Source organism: Microbacterium sp. (assembly GCF_031178445.1).
Lineage (GTDB): Bacteria > Actinomycetota > Actinomycetes > Actinomycetales > Microbacteriaceae > Microbacterium.
Map to the genome: position 1 here is coordinate 54,816 of NZ_JAPSIY010000007.1, position 15,092 is coordinate 69,907.

15 protein-coding genes are annotated in these 15,092 nt (G+C 68.0%); 8 read left to right on the forward strand and 7 right to left on the reverse strand.

The genetic code is table 11. The features are described from left to right. The first annotated feature begins 155 nt into the window (after positions 1 to 155). The 6 genes from mmsA to RIN43_RS11150 all read left to right on the forward strand — a co-directional run bounded on the left by mmsA (position 156) and on the right by RIN43_RS11150 (position 7,887). Complete coding sequence (gene mmsA / locus RIN43_RS11125) at positions 156 to 1,676, forward strand: multiple monosaccharide ABC transporter ATP-binding protein (protein WP_309129128.1); 1,521 nt, start codon at positions 156 to 158, stop codon at positions 1,674 to 1,676. Then, positions 1,673 to 3,019: a sugar ABC transporter permease gene (locus tag RIN43_RS11130; RefSeq protein ID WP_309128992.1), complete on the forward strand. Its 1,347-nt coding sequence runs from the start codon at positions 1,673 to 1,675 to the stop codon at positions 3,017 to 3,019. Before mmsA ends, RIN43_RS11130 begins: the two co-directional genes overlap by 4 nt. Positions 3,020 to 3,085: 66 nt before the next feature. Further along, entirely contained in the window at positions 3,086 to 4,216 is a 1,131-nt protein-coding gene (locus RIN43_RS11135; protein WP_309128993.1) for a substrate-binding domain-containing protein, read from the forward strand. A gap of 124 nt (positions 4,217 to 4,340) precedes the next feature. Further along, complete coding sequence (locus RIN43_RS11140) at positions 4,341 to 5,198, forward strand: DNA/RNA non-specific endonuclease (protein ID WP_309128994.1); 858 nt, start codon at positions 4,341 to 4,343, stop codon at positions 5,196 to 5,198. 44 nt (positions 5,199 to 5,242) lie between these two features. Continuing rightward, on the forward strand, positions 5,243 to 7,042 hold the full coding sequence (locus RIN43_RS11145) for an ABC-F family ATP-binding cassette domain-containing protein (RefSeq protein WP_309128995.1): 1,800 nt from the start codon (positions 5,243 to 5,245) through the stop codon (positions 7,040 to 7,042). 80 nt (positions 7,043 to 7,122) lie between these two features. Further along, the gene (locus RIN43_RS11150; RefSeq protein WP_309128996.1) at positions 7,123 to 7,887 is read left to right on the forward strand and encodes a class I SAM-dependent methyltransferase; all 765 of its coding nucleotides are present in this window, start codon (positions 7,123 to 7,125) and stop codon (positions 7,885 to 7,887) included. Positions 7,888 to 7,920: 33 nt separating this feature from the next. On the opposite strand, the gene RIN43_RS11155 is transcribed toward RIN43_RS11150, so the two are convergent. From RIN43_RS11155 to idi, 7 genes are read right to left on the reverse strand one after another with little or no spacing between them, the layout of a single operon-like run. After that, positions 7,921 to 8,781, reverse strand: coding sequence for a prenyltransferase (locus tag RIN43_RS11155; RefSeq protein WP_309129129.1), 861 nt, complete (start codon positions 8,779 to 8,781; stop codon positions 7,921 to 7,923). After that, a complete protein-coding gene (locus RIN43_RS11160) occupies positions 8,771 to 9,070 on the reverse strand; it encodes a lycopene cyclase domain-containing protein (RefSeq protein ID WP_309128997.1) in 300 nt (99 codons plus the stop codon). The genes RIN43_RS11155 and RIN43_RS11160 overlap by 11 nt, the downstream gene beginning before the upstream one ends. Further along, positions 9,067 to 9,396 (reverse strand): lycopene cyclase domain-containing protein, encoded by a 330-nt coding sequence (locus RIN43_RS11165; protein ID WP_309128998.1) that lies wholly within the window; start codon positions 9,394 to 9,396, stop codon positions 9,067 to 9,069. The genes RIN43_RS11160 and RIN43_RS11165 overlap by 4 nt, the downstream gene beginning before the upstream one ends. Further along, on the reverse strand, positions 9,393 to 10,940 hold the full coding sequence (gene crtI, locus RIN43_RS11170; protein WP_309128999.1) for a phytoene desaturase family protein: 1,548 nt from the start codon (positions 10,938 to 10,940) through the stop codon (positions 9,393 to 9,395). Before crtI ends, RIN43_RS11165 begins: the two co-directional genes overlap by 4 nt. After that, the gene (locus RIN43_RS11175) at positions 10,937 to 11,806 is read right to left on the reverse strand and encodes a phytoene/squalene synthase family protein (protein WP_309129000.1); all 870 of its coding nucleotides are present in this window, start codon (positions 11,804 to 11,806) and stop codon (positions 10,937 to 10,939) included. The genes crtI and RIN43_RS11175 overlap by 4 nt, the downstream gene beginning before the upstream one ends. Continuing rightward, positions 11,803 to 12,852, reverse strand: a complete 1,050-nt coding sequence (locus RIN43_RS11180) for a polyprenyl synthetase family protein (protein ID WP_309129001.1) — start codon at positions 12,850 to 12,852, stop codon at positions 11,803 to 11,805. Before RIN43_RS11180 ends, RIN43_RS11175 begins: the two co-directional genes overlap by 4 nt. Continuing rightward, positions 12,849 to 13,409 carry an isopentenyl-diphosphate Delta-isomerase gene (gene idi, locus RIN43_RS11185; protein WP_309129002.1) on the reverse strand — a complete coding sequence of 187 codons (561 nt, stop codon included), beginning with the start codon at positions 13,407 to 13,409 and terminating at the stop codon, positions 12,849 to 12,851. The genes RIN43_RS11180 and idi overlap by 4 nt, the downstream gene beginning before the upstream one ends. Before the next feature lie 74 nt (positions 13,410 to 13,483). On the opposite strand from idi, the gene RIN43_RS11190 reads away from it, so the two are divergent. Then, positions 13,484 to 14,077 (forward strand): MarR family transcriptional regulator, encoded by a 594-nt coding sequence (locus RIN43_RS11190; RefSeq protein ID WP_309129003.1) that lies wholly within the window; start codon positions 13,484 to 13,486, stop codon positions 14,075 to 14,077. 94 nt (positions 14,078 to 14,171) lie between these two features. After that, a complete protein-coding gene (locus tag RIN43_RS11195; RefSeq protein ID WP_309129004.1) occupies positions 14,172 to 15,083 on the forward strand; it encodes a MetQ/NlpA family ABC transporter substrate-binding protein in 912 nt (303 codons plus the stop codon). The last annotated feature ends 9 nt before the right edge of the window (positions 15,084 to 15,092 follow it).

Consider the following 15,092-nt stretch of genomic DNA (forward strand, 5'->3'; position numbering starts at 1 on the left):
CTCGCATCCACTTGACACCGCGGGCGGCGCGATGCACCATGGGTTAGCCAATGTGAACGGTCACATTGGTGCATGCGGGAGCATGACGCCTGTATCGAGGAAGATTCGTGAGCATCACCACATCGCAGCCGGCGGTCTCGGGCCCGATCCTCGAGATGCGTCGCATCACCAAGGAGTTCCCCGGGGTAAAGGCGCTCTCGGACGTGTCGATCACGGTGCGCACCGGTGAGGTGCACGCCATCTGCGGCGAGAACGGCGCAGGCAAGTCCACGCTCATGAAGGTGCTCTCGGGCGTCTACCCGTACGGCACCTACGAAGGGGACATCGTGCTGTTCGGCGAGGAGCAGCGCTTCAGGGACATCGCTGCCAGCGAGGCCGCCGGCATCGCGATCATCCATCAGGAGCTCGCACTGATCCCAGAGCTGTCGGTCACGGAGAACATCTTCCTCGGCAATGAGATCCGCCGCCTCGGCGCGATCGACTGGCGTGCCCAGAAACAGCGTGCGGTCGAGCTGCTCGCCCGCGTAGGGCTCGACGAGGACCCTGACATCGCGATCAAGCACCTCGGCGTCGGCAAGCAGCAGCTGATCGAGATCGCCAAGGCGCTCAACAAGGACGTCAAGCTGCTCATCCTCGACGAGCCGACGGCAGCCCTGAACGAGAACGACTCGCAGCATCTGCTCGACCTGATCCTCGGCCTGAAGGGCAAGGGGATCACGTCGATCATCATCAGCCACAAGCTCAACGAGATCGAGCAGATCGCCGATGAGATCACGATCATCCGTGATGGCCGCACGATCGAGACCCTCGACATCTCGCGCGGCGAGATCAACGAGGATCGCATCATCCGCGGCATGGTCGGCCGTTCCCTGGAGAGCCGCTACCCCGACCGCACGCCCGAGATCGGCGAGGTGTTCTTCGAGGTCAAGGACTGGTGGGTGCAGCACCCGACCGTCTCCGAGCGGATGGTGGTGAAGGGCTCCAGCATCGACGTTCGTCGCGGCGAGGTGGTCGGCATCGCCGGTCTGATGGGCGCCGGTCGCACCGAGTTCGCCATGAGCATCTTCGGCCGCTCTTACGGGCTGTTCCAGTCGGGCACGCTCATCAAGGACGGGCAGGAGATCTTGCTGCCGGATGTCGCAGCCGCGATCAAGCACGGGCTCGCCTACGTGAGCGAGGACCGCAAGGTGCTCGGCCTCAACCTGCTCGACACCATCAAGCGCTCCATCGTGGCGGCGAAGCTGTCGAAGATCGCCAAGCGCGGGGTCGTCGACGATCGCCAGGAGTTCGCGGTGGCCGAGCGCTACCGCAAGGCGCTGCGCATCAAGACGCCGAGCGTTGAGGAGGGCGTGGGCAAGCTGTCGGGCGGAAATCAGCAGAAGGTCGTACTGGCGAAGTGGATGTTCACCGACCCCGATCTGCTGATCCTCGACGAGCCCACCCGCGGCATCGATGTCGGAGCCAAGTACGAGATCTACTCGATCATCAACGAGCTGGCTTCGCAGGGCAAGGGCGTGATCGTCATCTCCAGTGAGCTGCCCGAGCTGCTCGGCATCTCGGACCGCATCTACACCGTCTTCGAGGGGCGCGTCACCGACTGCATACCCTCCTCCCAGGCCACTCCGGAGGCGCTCATGCGCAGCATGACCTCCGCTAACCAGAAAGCGAACGCATGAGCACCGACACGACACCGGCGCGCGAGGGCTTCCACTTCGGCGACATCAAGAAGATGTTCGGCGGGGGAGGCCGCTCGGCGCTTCGCCAGTTCGGAATCCTCGGCAGCCTGATCGTCATCCTGATCGTGTTCCAGCTGTGGACCTTCCTCGAGAAGGGCCAGGGGCTGACGCTGTCTCCCGGCAACCTGATCAACGTCGTCAACCAGTACTCCTACATCCTGATCCTCGCGATCGGAATGGTGATGGTCATCATCATGGGGCACATCGACCTGTCGGTCGGGTCGGTCGCCGCGTTCACGGGAATCATCGTGGCGAAGGCCATGGCCGAATGGAACGTGCCGTGGTGGGGCGGCGTCCTGATCGGCCTCGGGGTCGGCGTGCTGGTCGGGGCGTGGCACGGCGTGTGGGTGGCGTACGTCGGGGTGCCGGCATTCATCGTGACGCTGGCCGGCATGCTGTTCTTCCGCGGCGCCAACCAGTGGATCGGGCAGTCGACGACGGTCGCCGTGCCGAGGGAGTTCACCTACATCGGCGCCGGATACCTGCCCGAGGTCGCCCTGCCCCTTCCGTTCAACGTGCCGACCATGATCCTCGCCATCGCCGGCATCGCGTGGATCGTCTTCCACGAGGTCTGGACCCGCCGTGCTCAGCGGCGGATGGGATCGGAGATGGCGCCGGGCTGGGTGAGCGCGACGAAGGTGGCGCTGCTGTCGGTGATCATCCTTCTCGCCGGCTGGCAGTTCGCCACCGGCCGCGAGGGCACCAGCTTCCCCGTCTCGGGCATCATCCTGCTCGTGCTGGTGATCCTGTACAGCTTCGTCACGAACAACACCGTGTTCGGTCGCCACATCTACGCGGTCGGCGGCAACAGGCAGGCTGCACGCCTCTCCGGCGTGAAGGACAGGTGGGTCGACTTCTTCGTCATCATGAACATGTCGGTGCTGGCGTCGCTGGCCGGCATGCTCTACGTGGCCCGCGCGACCGCCTCCGGTCCGCAGGACGGCAACGGCTGGGAGCTGGACGCCATCGCGTCGGTGTTCATCGGTGGCGCGGCCGTCTCGGGCGGCATCGGCACCGTGATCGGGTCGATCATCGGTGGTTTCGTGATGGCGTTCCTGAACAACGGCCTCGCACTGCTCGGCTTCGGCGCCGACGTCGTCGCGATGATCAAGGGTCTCGTGCTGCTGGTCGCCGTCGGAATCGACGTCTGGAACAAGCAGCAGGGCCGCCCGTCGGTGATCGGGTTCCTCACCCGCCGCTTCTCGAGACGCGATCCCGATCCCTTCCCGGCGCTCGCCTCCGAGCTCGACGACGCGAAGAAGCGCGAAGTCGTCAAGAAGTAGGCGCCCGCGCACGGACGCCTCGCATCCCGACCGCCAGCGGTCATCACACCAGAGAGAGAAGATCACATGAAGAAGATGCTTCTGACGGCGACAGCGATCGTCGCCGTGGGCGCGTTCGCACTGACCGGATGCTCGTCCGAGCGCGGTGGCGGAACCGGAGGCGAGGGCGGCGCAGGCGGCTCCGGCGAAGAGGCCAAGGGCTTCGCGGCCGACGCCACCATCGGCGTGGCCCTTCCCGACAAGACCAGTGAGAACTGGGTGCTCGCGGGCAAGCTGTTCACCGACGGTCTCGAGGAGGCCGGTTTCCAGGCCGACGTGCAGTACGCGCCGGCGTCCAACACCGTCGCCGAGCAGCAGAACCAGATCCAGGCCATGGTGACCGGCGGCGCGAAGGTGATCATCATCGGCGCCAAGGACGGCAAGCAGCTTTCGACGCAGGTCGAGGCGGCGAAGGATGCGGGTGCCTACGTCATCGCCTACGACCGCCTGATCGAGAACACCGAGGCGGTCGACTACTACGTCGCATTCGACAACTTCAAGGTCGGTCAGCTGCAGGGTCAGGCCCTCCTCGACGGGTTGGCGGAGCGCGCCGACCACGAGGCGCCGTACAACATCGAGCTGTTCTCGGGCTCGCCCGACGACGCGAACTCGGCGGTGTTCTTCAACGGTGCGATGGACGTGCTGCAGCCGAAGATCGACGACGGCACGCTGAAGGTGCTCTCGGGCCAGACCGAGATCGCGCAGACCGCGACCGACGGCTGGAAGGCCGAGAACGCCCAGCGCAGGATGGACTCCATCCTCACCTCGACCTACAGCTCCGAGACGATCGACGGCGTGCTCTCGCCGAACGACACGCTCGCGCGCGCGATCATCACCTCGGCGCAGCAGGCCGGAAAGCCCGTGCCGGTCGTGACCGGTCAGGACTCCGAGGTCGAGTCGGTCAAGTCGATCATGGAGGGCGTGCAGTACTCCACCATCAACAAGGACACCGTGCTCCTCGTCGAGCAGGCCATCAAGATGGTCGGCCAGCTGCAGAAGGGCGAGGACGTCGAGGTGAACGACACCGAGCAGTACGACAACGGCAAGAAGGTCGTTCCGGCGTACCTGCTCGACCCGGTGATCGTCACGAAGGACAACGCTGAGGAGGCGTACGCGAACGTGCCGAGCCTGCTCGAGATCGTGCAGTCCTACAAGTAATCACTGCGCAACCCGCGGGCCGCTCCGGATGCTCCGGAGCGGCCCGCTCGCATGCACACAGGGCGCCCTCCGCCGTTCACCTCCCGTCAGCGATGATGTCGGACGAGACGCCTACGGTCGAAGCATGGCACCCGGAAGCGATCCCCAACTCCGCAACGACGCCGACCTCCGTCAGGACGCCGAGCTCGGATACGATTCCGGCTTCCTCGCCGTAGTCGTGCCGCTCCCCGTGTCGTCTGCGCCCCCGGCCCCTGAGGCGGTGACACTCGATTACGTGCACTTCACGGTCGTGCTCGACCGCCGTCGTCGCCTCGCACGGCTGACCGCCGTGAACATCGACGGCGCGGCGCTCGTCGATGTGGAACGTGGCGACGATTGGCGTCTCGACGACAGGATCCCCGCCGACTGGCAGGCAGGTCCGGAGGTGTACGCGCGGAACGACCTCGACCGCGGCCACCTCGTGCGCCGACGTGATCCCGTGTGGGGCTCCAGGGCACGAGAGGCCAACAGCGACACCTTCCACTACACGAACGCCGCGCCGCAGGCCTCCGCCTTCAATCAGTCCGCCGAGCTCTGGGTGGGCCTGGAAGACCATGTGCTGCAGTTCGCGGACGCGCACGATCATCGCGTCTCGGTCTTCACGGCTCCGGTGCTCGGTGCGGCTGATCCGCCGTACCGCGGCATCCGCATCCCGCTCCGCTTCTTCAAGATCGCGGCCTGGGAGCGCGATGGGGTGCTCAGAGCGGCCGGTTTCGTCCTCGACCAGACGCCTGCGCTGGACGCCGAGGAGATCGAGCGGGGGGCCGCAGGCGGACGTACTCCCGACCTCGGTCCGTTCCGCACGTTCCAGGCACCCATCTCCGACATCGCCGCGCTCGCCGGGATCGGCTTCGACCAGCTCTCGGCCGCCAACGTGCTGCCCGAGACGGCCGCGGCCGAGCCGTGGCGGCGTCTGCGCACCTTCGCCGACATCCGCCTCTGAACCTGGCTCCACCGCGTCCGCACGTCGCCTAGCCTTGAGAGGACATGGCACACCTCCTCGGAGCCGAAGGGCTCCACCTCGAATACCCCACCCGCGTCGTCTTCGACTCCGTCACCCTCGGCATCGAGGAGGGCGACCGCATCGGCATCGTGGGCCGCAACGGCGACGGCAAATCCAGCCTGCTGGCGATGCTCGCGGGGCGGAAGGAGCCGGATGCCGGACGCGTCACCATGCGCGGCGGCACCACGATCGGAGTCCTCGACCAGGCGGACACTCTCGACGACGATCTCACCGTCGGCGGTGCGGTCGTGGGGGACACCCCCGAGCATGAGTGGGCGGGAGACGCCAGGGTGCGCGACGTGATCGCCGGCCTGGTCGCCGACCTCGACTGGGACGCGTCGGTCTCCTCGCTCAGCGGCGGGCAGCGCAGGCGGGTCGCACTGGCGAGGCTGCTCGCAGAGGAGTGGGACGTCATCGCCCTCGACGAGCCCACCAACCACCTCGACGTCGAAGCGATCACCTGGCTCGCCGGTCACCTGAAGACGCGCTGGCCGAAGAACGCCGGAGCACTGCTCGTGGTCACGCACGACCGCTGGTTCCTCGATGAGATCTGCACGGCGACGTGGGAAGTGCACGACCGCATCGTCGAGCCGTTCGAGGGCGGCTACGCCGCGTACATCCTGCAGCGCGTCGAGCGGGATCGGATGGCGGCCGCATCCGAGGCGAAGCGGCAGAACCTGGCGCGCAAGGAGCTCGCCTGGCTGCGCCGGGGCGCGCCCGCCCGCACCAGCAAGCCGAAGTTCCGGATCGACGCGGCCAATGCCCTGATCGCCGACGTGCCGCCTATCCGCGACACCGTGTCGCTGCAGTCGCTCGCGGTCGCCCGCCTCGGCAAGGACGTCGTCGACCTCCTCGACGCGGGGGTCGAGTACGGCGACCGGGAGGTGCTGAAGGATGTCGAGTGGCGCATCGCTCCCGGCGAGCGCACCGGCATCCTCGGCGTCAACGGCGCGGGCAAGTCGACCCTCCTGGGGTTGATCGCAGGCACCGTCCAGCCGACCAGCGGCAGGGTCAAGCGGGGCAAGACCGTCCAGGTGCGCACGTTGACTCAGCGCATCGACGAGCTGGCGCAGCACTGGAACGACCCCGTGCGCACCGTGATCAACGGACTGCGCACCTCGTACACGTTCGGCGCCGGATCGAAGGCGCAGGACCTGACGCCGGGTCAGCTGCTCGAACGCCTCGGATTCACGTCCGCGCAGCTTTCCACTCCCGTGAAGGACCTCTCCGGTGGTCAGCAGCGCCGCCTGCAGCTGCTGCTGGTGCTTCTCGACCAGCCGAACGTGCTGATCCTCGACGAGCCCACCAACGACATGGACACCGACATGCTCGCCGCGATCGAGGATCTGCTCGATTCCTGGCCGGGAACCCTCCTCGTGGTCAGTCACGACCGGTACTTCCTCGAGCGTGTCACCGACCAGCAGTTCGCGATCCTCGACAGGCACCTGCGGCATCTGCCGGGAGGGGTCGACGAGTACCTGCGGCTGCGGTCCCTGGAGCAGAAGACGGGGGCCGCCGCATCCGCCTCCCGTGTCTCGACCGCGGCAACCGAGCCCGAGCTGGACGGCGCGGCCCGCAGGGCCGCCGAGAAGGAGCTCTCCGCGCTGGAGCGGAAGATGCAGAAGCTGAACGACCAGATCGACCGTGCCAAGCACGCCCTGGCCGATCACGACCAGTCCGACTACGCCGGCCTCGGCGAGAAGATGAAGGAGATCCAGGCGCAGCAGGGCGAGGTGGAGGAGCTGGAGCTGCGCTGGTTCGAGCTCACCGAGCAGCTCGACTGAGCGGCGTCTGCCGCCTTCGGATCGCTCTGTCGCGCGACGCGTGACGGTGAGATCCTTCTCTTGGAAGAGAGGACGCGGCCATGGGTCAGGGGATGTTCCACGCTGCAGACGGATACGACCGTCTGATCGGCCGTTTCCTGCCTTCTCTGGCGCCGGCGTTCGCGGACTTCGCCGAGGTGCGGGCGGGAAGCGTGCTCGATGTCGGATGCGGCCCGGGCGGGCTCACCGCCGAACTTGCTCGGCGTGTCGGCGCGGGGAACGTCTCGGCGATCGATCCCTCTCCGCCCTTCGTCGTGGCCTGCCGCGAGCGTGTTCCTGGTGTGCAGGTGGTGGAGGGCGTAGCCGAGGGGCTGCCCTTCCCTGACGGATCCTTCGACGCGGCGCTGTCATCGCTGGTGGTCGGCTTCATGTCCGATGCGCAGCAGGGCGTCCGGGAGATGGTTCGCGTGACCCGACCCGGCGGAACGGTCGCGCTCTGCTTCTGGGATCACAGCCGGATGCAGAGCATCGCACGCTTCTGGCGGGCCGCGCATCGCGCGATCGGGGCTGAGCCTGCCGGTGATCGGCTGCTGGGCACGCAGCAGGGCGATCTGGCCCAGCTCCTCGAAGGCGCAGCGCTGCGCGACATCCGCGTCACCGAGCTCGTGGCCACGGGCGGCTATCGCGATGTCGACGACCTGTGGTCCGGATACACCGCCGGGATCGGGCCGATCGGACAGTACATGCAGGGACTCGATCAGGATGAGATCGAAGCGGTGCGTGGTGCCGTCCGCGAGGATCTCGACACTCCAGACCGTCCGTTCACCCTCTCGGCCGTTGCCTGGGCGGCACGTGCCACCACCTGATCGGGGTGGCACGCTACCGACGGCAGCCGATCCTCACGCGGTCCTCATCGCGAACAGGATCAGCAGCAGGGTGACGACGAACCCGCAGGCGTAGTTGATCCAGAGGAAGTGCCGCCAGCCGCGGTTCGCGCGGGCGGAGTCGGCATCCGTCACGCGCGCATATGGCGCGGCCGCGACCAGGTAGGGCACCGCGAGCAGCGCCGCGAATGCTCCGGGCAGGCCGATGGTGAGCACGAGCAGCCCTGCGATGGTCCAGCAGGCGAGGGCGAGGCGCACCGTGTTGGCGGCACCGAAGACCGTGGCGATCGATGAGATCCCGCCCTCACGGTCGGGCACGACGTCCTGCACCGCCCCGAACGCGTGGCTGGCGACGCCCCACAGGAAGAACGCCGCCAACACGGCGATCAGCCCAGGGGTCGGCGATCCACCGGCCAGAGCGATGCCGTAGACAGCGGGGCTCACGAAATGCACGCTCGATGTGAGTGAGTCGAGGACGGGGATCTCCTTGAACCGGAAGGGAGGCGCCGAGTAGGCCACGACGGCGAACAAGCCGATCGCGAGCACGATCCACGATGCGCCGCCGCCCAGGAGGACCAGCGCGATGACGAACGGCAGAGATGTGAAGACCGCAGCGAGCAGGACGCTCCGATGACGCTCCGGCGCCAGCACCGCGCCCTCCATGCCTCCCTTGCGCGGGTTGGCGAGATCCGAGGCGTAGTCGAAGACATCGTTCACGCCGTACATCGCGAGGTTGTTCGGGATGAGGAAGAACAGTGTGCCGACGATCAGCGCGACGTCCACCTCGCGGGCGGACAGGAGATAGGCGGCGGCGAACGGGTACGCGGTGTTCACCCAGCTCAGCGGCCGGGAAGCGGTCAGCAGGTCAGCGATCATCACGCCGCCTCATCCGGCTCCAGAGGGCGGGGAGAAGAATCACCGCGGCGAGCGGATAGGCGAAGTCCTCGATGGGGGCGGTGCCGATGCGCAGACCGGAGACGTGTGCGTCGGAGTAGGCGAAGAGTCCGGCGGAGATCATGAGGTTGTCGAACAGTGCGGTCAGCAGCAAGAGTGCGGCGGCCGCGATCGCCAGCGCAGCCGGCGATGATCCTCCCGGCCGGCGCAGAACGAGAGCGGCGACTCCGGCGGCCATCAGGAACGCCGCACACAGCAGCAGATAGGTCACCGTCGCTCCTTCCGTCGATGCGTGAGCAGGCGCTCCGCGCCGCAGACGAGCACCATGGTGAGCTCGCACAGGAAGAGCAGGAAGACCGGCTCTTCGAGCGGAAGCTCGGGTGCGAGCAGGATGCCGGTGGCGAAGGGTCCGTCGGCCCTGAAGAAGATACCCAGTCCGATGCCGGCGAGATCCCACAGCAGGAAGAAGGCGACCCCGATGGCCAGCACCGCCAGGGCGCTGCGCGGATCGCGGCCGAGGAACAGCCGGTGACGCACGTCGAGAGCGGTCACCCCGGCGAGCGAGATGAGCAGGAACGTCAGGTAGATGATGCTCACAGCGGCTCCGGCAGCGGTCCGGCCGATCGGTCGCCGCGCAGTCGTTTGACGACCAGCTCGGCGCTGATGAGGCACATCGGAAGACCGATCCCCGGGATGGTCGTCGCCCCGGCGAACAGCAGCCCGTTCACTTTGGACGAGGCGTTCGATCCGCGCAGGAGTGCGCTCTGACGCAGCGTGTGAGCCGGTCCCAGAGCGCCGCCCCGCCATGCCCCGTACTCCCGTTCGAAGTCGGCAGGGCCGATGCTGCGCCGAACGACGATCCGATCCGCGAGGTCGGGGATGCCGCACCAGGTCGAGATCTGAGCGATCGCGGCGTCGACTGCGCGCTCCACGGCGGTGGAGCCCTTGCCGTCCACGCCGCCGACGCCGATGGCCGTGTCGGCGGGCACGGGAATCAGCACGAAGAGGTTCTCGTGGCCGTCGGGGGCGACGTCGTCGGTGGCGCTGGGGCGGCACACGTAGATCGACGCGGGGTCGGGGATGCGTGGCCGATCGCCGTAGATGGCCTGGAACCCCGCCTCCCACTCCCGCGTGAAGAACAGCGTGTGGTGCGCCAGCTGGGGCAGTTCGCCGCGAACGCCGAGCAACGCGAGCACCGCCCCTGGCCCGGGGTCGCGCGACCTCCACCAGCGCTCGTCCCTGCTGCGGTGCTCCCGGTCGAGCAGCTCATGTTCGGTGACGTGCAGGTCTGCGGTCGACACCACGACGTCTGCCGGCAGGTGCTCCCTGGTGCCGGCCGGTCCCTCGACCTCGACGCCGACCACTGCTCCGTCCTGCACGGCGATCCGCTGCGCGCGGCATCGGGTGCGTATGCTCACCCCCCGCTGCGCGGCGAGTCCGGCGATCGCGTCGATCACCGCGGAGAACCCACCGCGCGGGTACAGCACGCCCTGGCCGATGTCGAGGTGGCTCATCAGGTGGTACATGCCGGGCGCCGCGGATGGGGAGGTGCCGAGGAAGACCGCGGGGTAGCCGAGCACCTGCTGCACACGAAGGTCACGAGAGTGGCGGCGGATGCGGCGGTCGAGCGGCTCGCTCAGCAGCCGGGCGAGCCGGGGGAGTCCGCGCAGGGTGTCGCGCGTGAAGAGGGGGCGCAGCGACTCGTAGGTGCTGTAAAGGAAGCGCGAGGTGGCGAGTTCGTACGTCTCTGCGGCCGAGGCGAGGTAGGAGTCCAACTGGTCGGAGGCCGCCGGGTCGAGTGACACGAGAGCATCCCGTGCTCCTTCAGCCGGCAGATCGAACGGCTCGTCCTCATCCTCGAAGTACACGCGGTACGCGGGGTCGAGGCGCACGAGGTCGAGCTGCTCGGCGGCCGACGTTCCCAGGAGCCGGAAGAAGTGGTCGAACACCTCGGGCATGAGGTACCAGGACGGGCCCGTGTCGAAGCTGAAACCGTCGGATCGCCAGCACCCCGCTCGTCCGCCGAGTTCATCGCGCGCTTCGACGAGGGTGACATCGGCGCCTTCGCTCGCCAGGAGCGCGGCCGTGGCCAGCCCCGAGATGCCGCCGCCGATCACCACGGTGCGCGAAGCCGCGGTCATGTGTGCACCCGGCCCAGTGCAGCTCCGGCGAGCAGCCGCAGTTTCACCGCGGTGGGCACCGAGACACGGCTTCGCCGGAGCTCCGCCGCCGGAGTGGCGCGCAGCTGCTCATTGAGCCGGCCGAAGAGTGCGGCCGCGGCGGCGGTCGCGCGGCGCGAGCCGCGCGGGAGCCGTGTGATCGCGACCCAGGCGGATGTCAGGTCGTCCGCGATCTCGTCGACCACTGCGTCCTTCTGGGCGTCGGTGAGGGTGCCGGCGGTGATCCCCGGGATGTACGACCTGCCCAGGCGACCGGCGTCCTCGGAGAGATCGCGCAGGAAGTTCACCTTCTGGAACGCGGCCCCCAGCCGGCGAGCGCCCTCCTCCATCTCGGCATCCAGTTCCAGACCCGGACTCTCGAGAGTGAGGACCCGCAGGCACATGGAGCCGACGACTTCGGCGGAACCGTGGATGTACCGGCGGTAATCCTCGCGATCGAGGTGCACGTCGCCTGCGTCCATCCGCATGGAGGCGAAGAACGGACGCACCAGCGACGCGTCGATGCCGGTCGCCCTCGCCGTGGTCGCGAAGGCGTGCACGACGAGATTGGCACTGAAACCCCTGGCGAGTGCCGCCAGGGTCTCCTGCTCGAGGTCATCGAGAAGCTCTCGTGTCGCAGCGGCTCCCATGCCGGCCTCGGACGCGGGTCCGTCGACGATCTCGTCTGCCACTCGAACGAGGGCGTACACGTCGGCGATGCCGGCTCGCACCTCTGCCGGCAGCAGCCTGCTGGCCAGACCGAACGACGTGGAGTAGGCGCGGATCACTCGAGAGGAGGATGCGCGCGCCGTGCGCGTGTAGAGCGCGAGCCCCGTGCGTCGGGTCATGCGTCCCGCTCCACGCATTCGGTGGCGATGCGCGTCAGCTCATCGCACAGCGGACCCGGCAGCTCCGACTCGGCGATCGCGTCTCGCACGTGGTCGCCGTGCGCGGAGATGGTCGCCTGCATCCGCTCTGTCGCCCCCGAGGTCACCAGTGCGGCCCGGAGCCGCTCGGCGTCGTTCTCGTCGAGCGACGCGCGCCCGAACAGGTGCTGCACCTCGGGCCAGTCCGCGCTGTCCTCCGCGAAGGCGACCAGCAGAGTGCGCTTGCCCTCGCGCAGATCGCCGATCACGGTCTTGCCGGTGCGACTCTCCGTGCCGAACACCCCGATGACGTCGTCGCGCATCTGGTACAGCAGCCCGAGGCCGGCGCCGATCCGGGCGAGAGATTCGAGCGTCTGCGACGAGGCGCCGGCCAGCATCGCCCCGGCCTGAAGGGGTGCGGCGAAGGAATAGCAGGCCGTCTTCTGCTCCATCATGCGCAGGATAGCGGCCTCGTCGGAGGAGATCACGCCCAGTGCGAGACCGACGTCCGCATGCTCTCCCGCTGCGGTCACAGCGAGGCAGTCGTCCACGAGGGCGTGCAGCGCGGCACGGGCGGGATGCTCGACGCGGGCGAGCAGAGCGTGCACGCCGCTGATCAGCACGTCGCCTGCGAGGATGGCGGAGGCTGCGCCCCACGCCATAGCCGCGCCCGCCGCGGAGCCGTGCTCGATGGCGTCGGCAGCGAAGCGGCCGGCCAGATTAGGTCGCCCGCGGCGCACGAGGTCGCCGTCGAGCACATCGTCGTGCATCAACAGGGCGGTGTGCAACACCTCCAGCGCCGCCGCCACGGTATCCGCATCGACGCGGTGCTCTCCGCCGAGGTGCTCGTGCGCGAGGTGAAGCAGGCGCGGGCGCAGCCGCTTTCCTCCGTCAGCGGCCTCCGCCGCCCGCCGCCACAGATCGGCATGCGGCTGTCCGAGGCGCTCGCCGCGCGCGATCCTCTCGGCGAAGAAGTCGCCGATCGTTCGTTCGACGCCCTGGCCGGCGGTCGTCGCAAGGCCCGTCACGCGGCCGCCCGCCACGCCTCCGGGCGGATCTCGCCGCCTGCCCCCGACATCTGCTCGGCCTGCATGACCAGCCAGGGGCTGAAAGCCCACGGAGCAGAGGTGAGTGCGCCGGCGAGGTCGGCGGGCTCGACCCAGCGATGCTCCATAGCCTCCGAAGGGTCGGGGTGTACTTCGCCTGCCGCCACCGCCGTATACACAGGACAGACCTCGTTCTCGACGATGCCGGACGCGTCGACCGCGCGATAGCGGAAGTCGGGCAGTGCGAGCCGGATGCCGCGAAGCGCCAGGCCGAGCTCCTGGTGTGCCCTCCGGGTGACGGCGTCGGGGATGTGCTCGAACGGCTGCGGGTGACCGCAGAACGCGTTGGTCCAGGTGCCGGGCCACGTCACCTTCCCGAGTGCCCGACGCGTCAGCAGGATGCGTCCGCGCTCGTCGATGACATGACAGGAGAACGCCAGATGCAGGGGAGTGTCGGCGTGATGCACACCTTCTTTCGGTGCGACACCGCGCGGGCTGCCGTCTTCGTCCAGCAGGATCACGCGTTCTTCGTGGTCCATCCTCTGTCTCCTCAATCGCTAGCTAAGCTAGATACATGCTAAATATATATCTTTGCCTTCGATAGGGTGTCATCATGGCCAAGCGGAATGCGCCTGGGCAGGAGCGCGTGGTCCTCCACGACCCGGTCACGATGGATCCCGACGAAGAGATCGTGCGGCGATCGCACCTGTCGGATGACGAGCTCGCCGGCGTCATACGCGTGCTCGACGCCATGCAGCGCTGGCGTGAGACGGAACGCAGAATGAGCGAGGCGTCCCGCCGCTACATGAAGCTCGGCGACACGGACATGCGTGCCTTGCGCCTGCTGATCGCCGCGCAGCGACAGGGGATGGTGGTTACGCCCGGGTTCATCGCCGGTCACCTCGGCATCTCCACCGCGTCCACGACGAAGCTGCTCGACCGTCTCGAGGCCGGGCGGCACATCACCAGGACGCCGCACCCGAGCGACCGGCGCAGCCTCGCGATCGAGGTAACTGAGGAGACCCGTCGCGTCGCGCGTGAGAGCGTCGGGCGCGCACACGCACTCCGGTTCGACGTGGTCGCCGCACTGACCGATCAGGAGCGTCGTACGGTCGCCGACTTCTTCGACGCGATGACGGCGACGGCCGTTCCGGAGGCGCGTGGTTCCGCCGAGAGCCCGGGCACAACGGACGGCTCGGTTCACTGACGTCGTTGTGACGCTGTGTGTCGGGCTGATTGGGACGCTGCGGAGACTCGCGCGTAACGTGACGGAGTCCACCACGAGAGGAACCCGTACCACCATGTCCCGCCGCACCACCTCTGTCATCGCCGCGCTCGCGGCTGTGCCCCTCTTCGTCGCCCTCGCAGGGTGCGCCTCCTCGCCCGCGTCCGACGGCTCCGGTGAAGGCGGCGGTGCCGCAGGCGAGACGGTCCGCATCGGCGTGGTGGGCAAGAGCGACCCGCAGTGGCCGGCGTTCGTCGAGGCCGCCAAGGAGGAGGGCATCGATGTCGAGCTGGTCGACTTCGCCTCCTACGAGCAGCCGAACCCCGCCCTGAGCGCGGGGGAGCTCGACCTCAACCAGTTCCAGCACATCGTGTACCTCGCCGGTTACAACGTCGCCTCGGGCGACGACCTCGTGCCCATCGGCTCGACCGGCATCTACCCGCTCGGGCTGTACTCGCAGAAGGTCGACGACGTCGATGAGATCGAGAAGGGCGAGACGGTCGCCGTGCCCGACGACGCCTCCAACCAGGCACGCGCCCTGCTCGTGCTGCAGTCGGCCGGCCTCATCGAGCTGAAGAGCGGCGGCACCATCTTCTCGGACCTCGCCGACGTCGACGAGGCGAAGTCGAAGGTCAAGGTCACCGCGCTCGAGGCAGCGCTCATCCCGAACTCCCTGCCCGACGTCGCCGCGGCGATCATCAACAACGACTTCGTCACACAGGCCGGGCTCAAGTTCGAGGATGCCATCGCCCAGGACGACCCGAGCGATCCGAACGCGCTGCCCTACGTGAACATCTTCGCCGCCCGCGCCGAGGACAAGGACAACGAGACGTACCTCGCCCTGGTCGACATCTTCCAGAACGACCCTGAGGTGCAGGCCGGCCTCGCCGAGGCATCCGGCAACACCATCGTGCCGCTGAAGACCCCCATCGCAGACCTTGAGACTTCGCTGCAGAAGGTTGAGAAGGACACCCAGGAACAGGGCTGAGCCTGCCGA

Coding starts and splice junctions, on each gene's coding strand:
- RIN43_RS11130 (WP_309128992.1), top strand. CDS start 1,673: ATGAGCACCGACACGACACCGGCGCGCGAGGGCTTCCACTTCGGCGAC.
- RIN43_RS11145 (WP_309128995.1), top strand. CDS start 5,243: ATGGCACACCTCCTCGGAGCCGAAGGGCTCCACCTCGAATACCCCACC.
- RIN43_RS11135 (WP_309128993.1), top strand. CDS start 3,086: ATGAAGAAGATGCTTCTGACGGCGACAGCGATCGTCGCCGTGGGCGCG.
- RIN43_RS11155 (WP_309129129.1), bottom strand. CDS start 8,781: ATGATCGCTGACCTGCTGACCGCTTCCCGGCCGCTGAGCTGGGTGAAC.
- RIN43_RS11195 (WP_309129004.1), top strand. CDS start 14,172: ATGTCCCGCCGCACCACCTCTGTCATCGCCGCGCTCGCGGCTGTGCCC.
- RIN43_RS11175 (WP_309129000.1), bottom strand. CDS start 11,806: ATGACCCGACGCACGGGGCTCGCGCTCTACACGCGCACGGCGCGCGCA.
- RIN43_RS11150 (WP_309128996.1), top strand. CDS start 7,123: ATGGGTCAGGGGATGTTCCACGCTGCAGACGGATACGACCGTCTGATC.
- idi (WP_309129002.1), bottom strand. CDS start 13,409: ATGGACCACGAAGAACGCGTGATCCTGCTGGACGAAGACGGCAGCCCG.
- RIN43_RS11140 (WP_309128994.1), top strand. CDS start 4,341: ATGGCACCCGGAAGCGATCCCCAACTCCGCAACGACGCCGACCTCCGT.
- mmsA (WP_309129128.1), top strand. CDS start 156: ATGCGTCGCATCACCAAGGAGTTCCCCGGGGTAAAGGCGCTCTCGGAC.
- RIN43_RS11190 (WP_309129003.1), top strand. CDS start 13,484: ATGGCCAAGCGGAATGCGCCTGGGCAGGAGCGCGTGGTCCTCCACGAC.
- crtI (WP_309128999.1), bottom strand. CDS start 10,940: ATGACCGCGGCTTCGCGCACCGTGGTGATCGGCGGCGGCATCTCGGGG.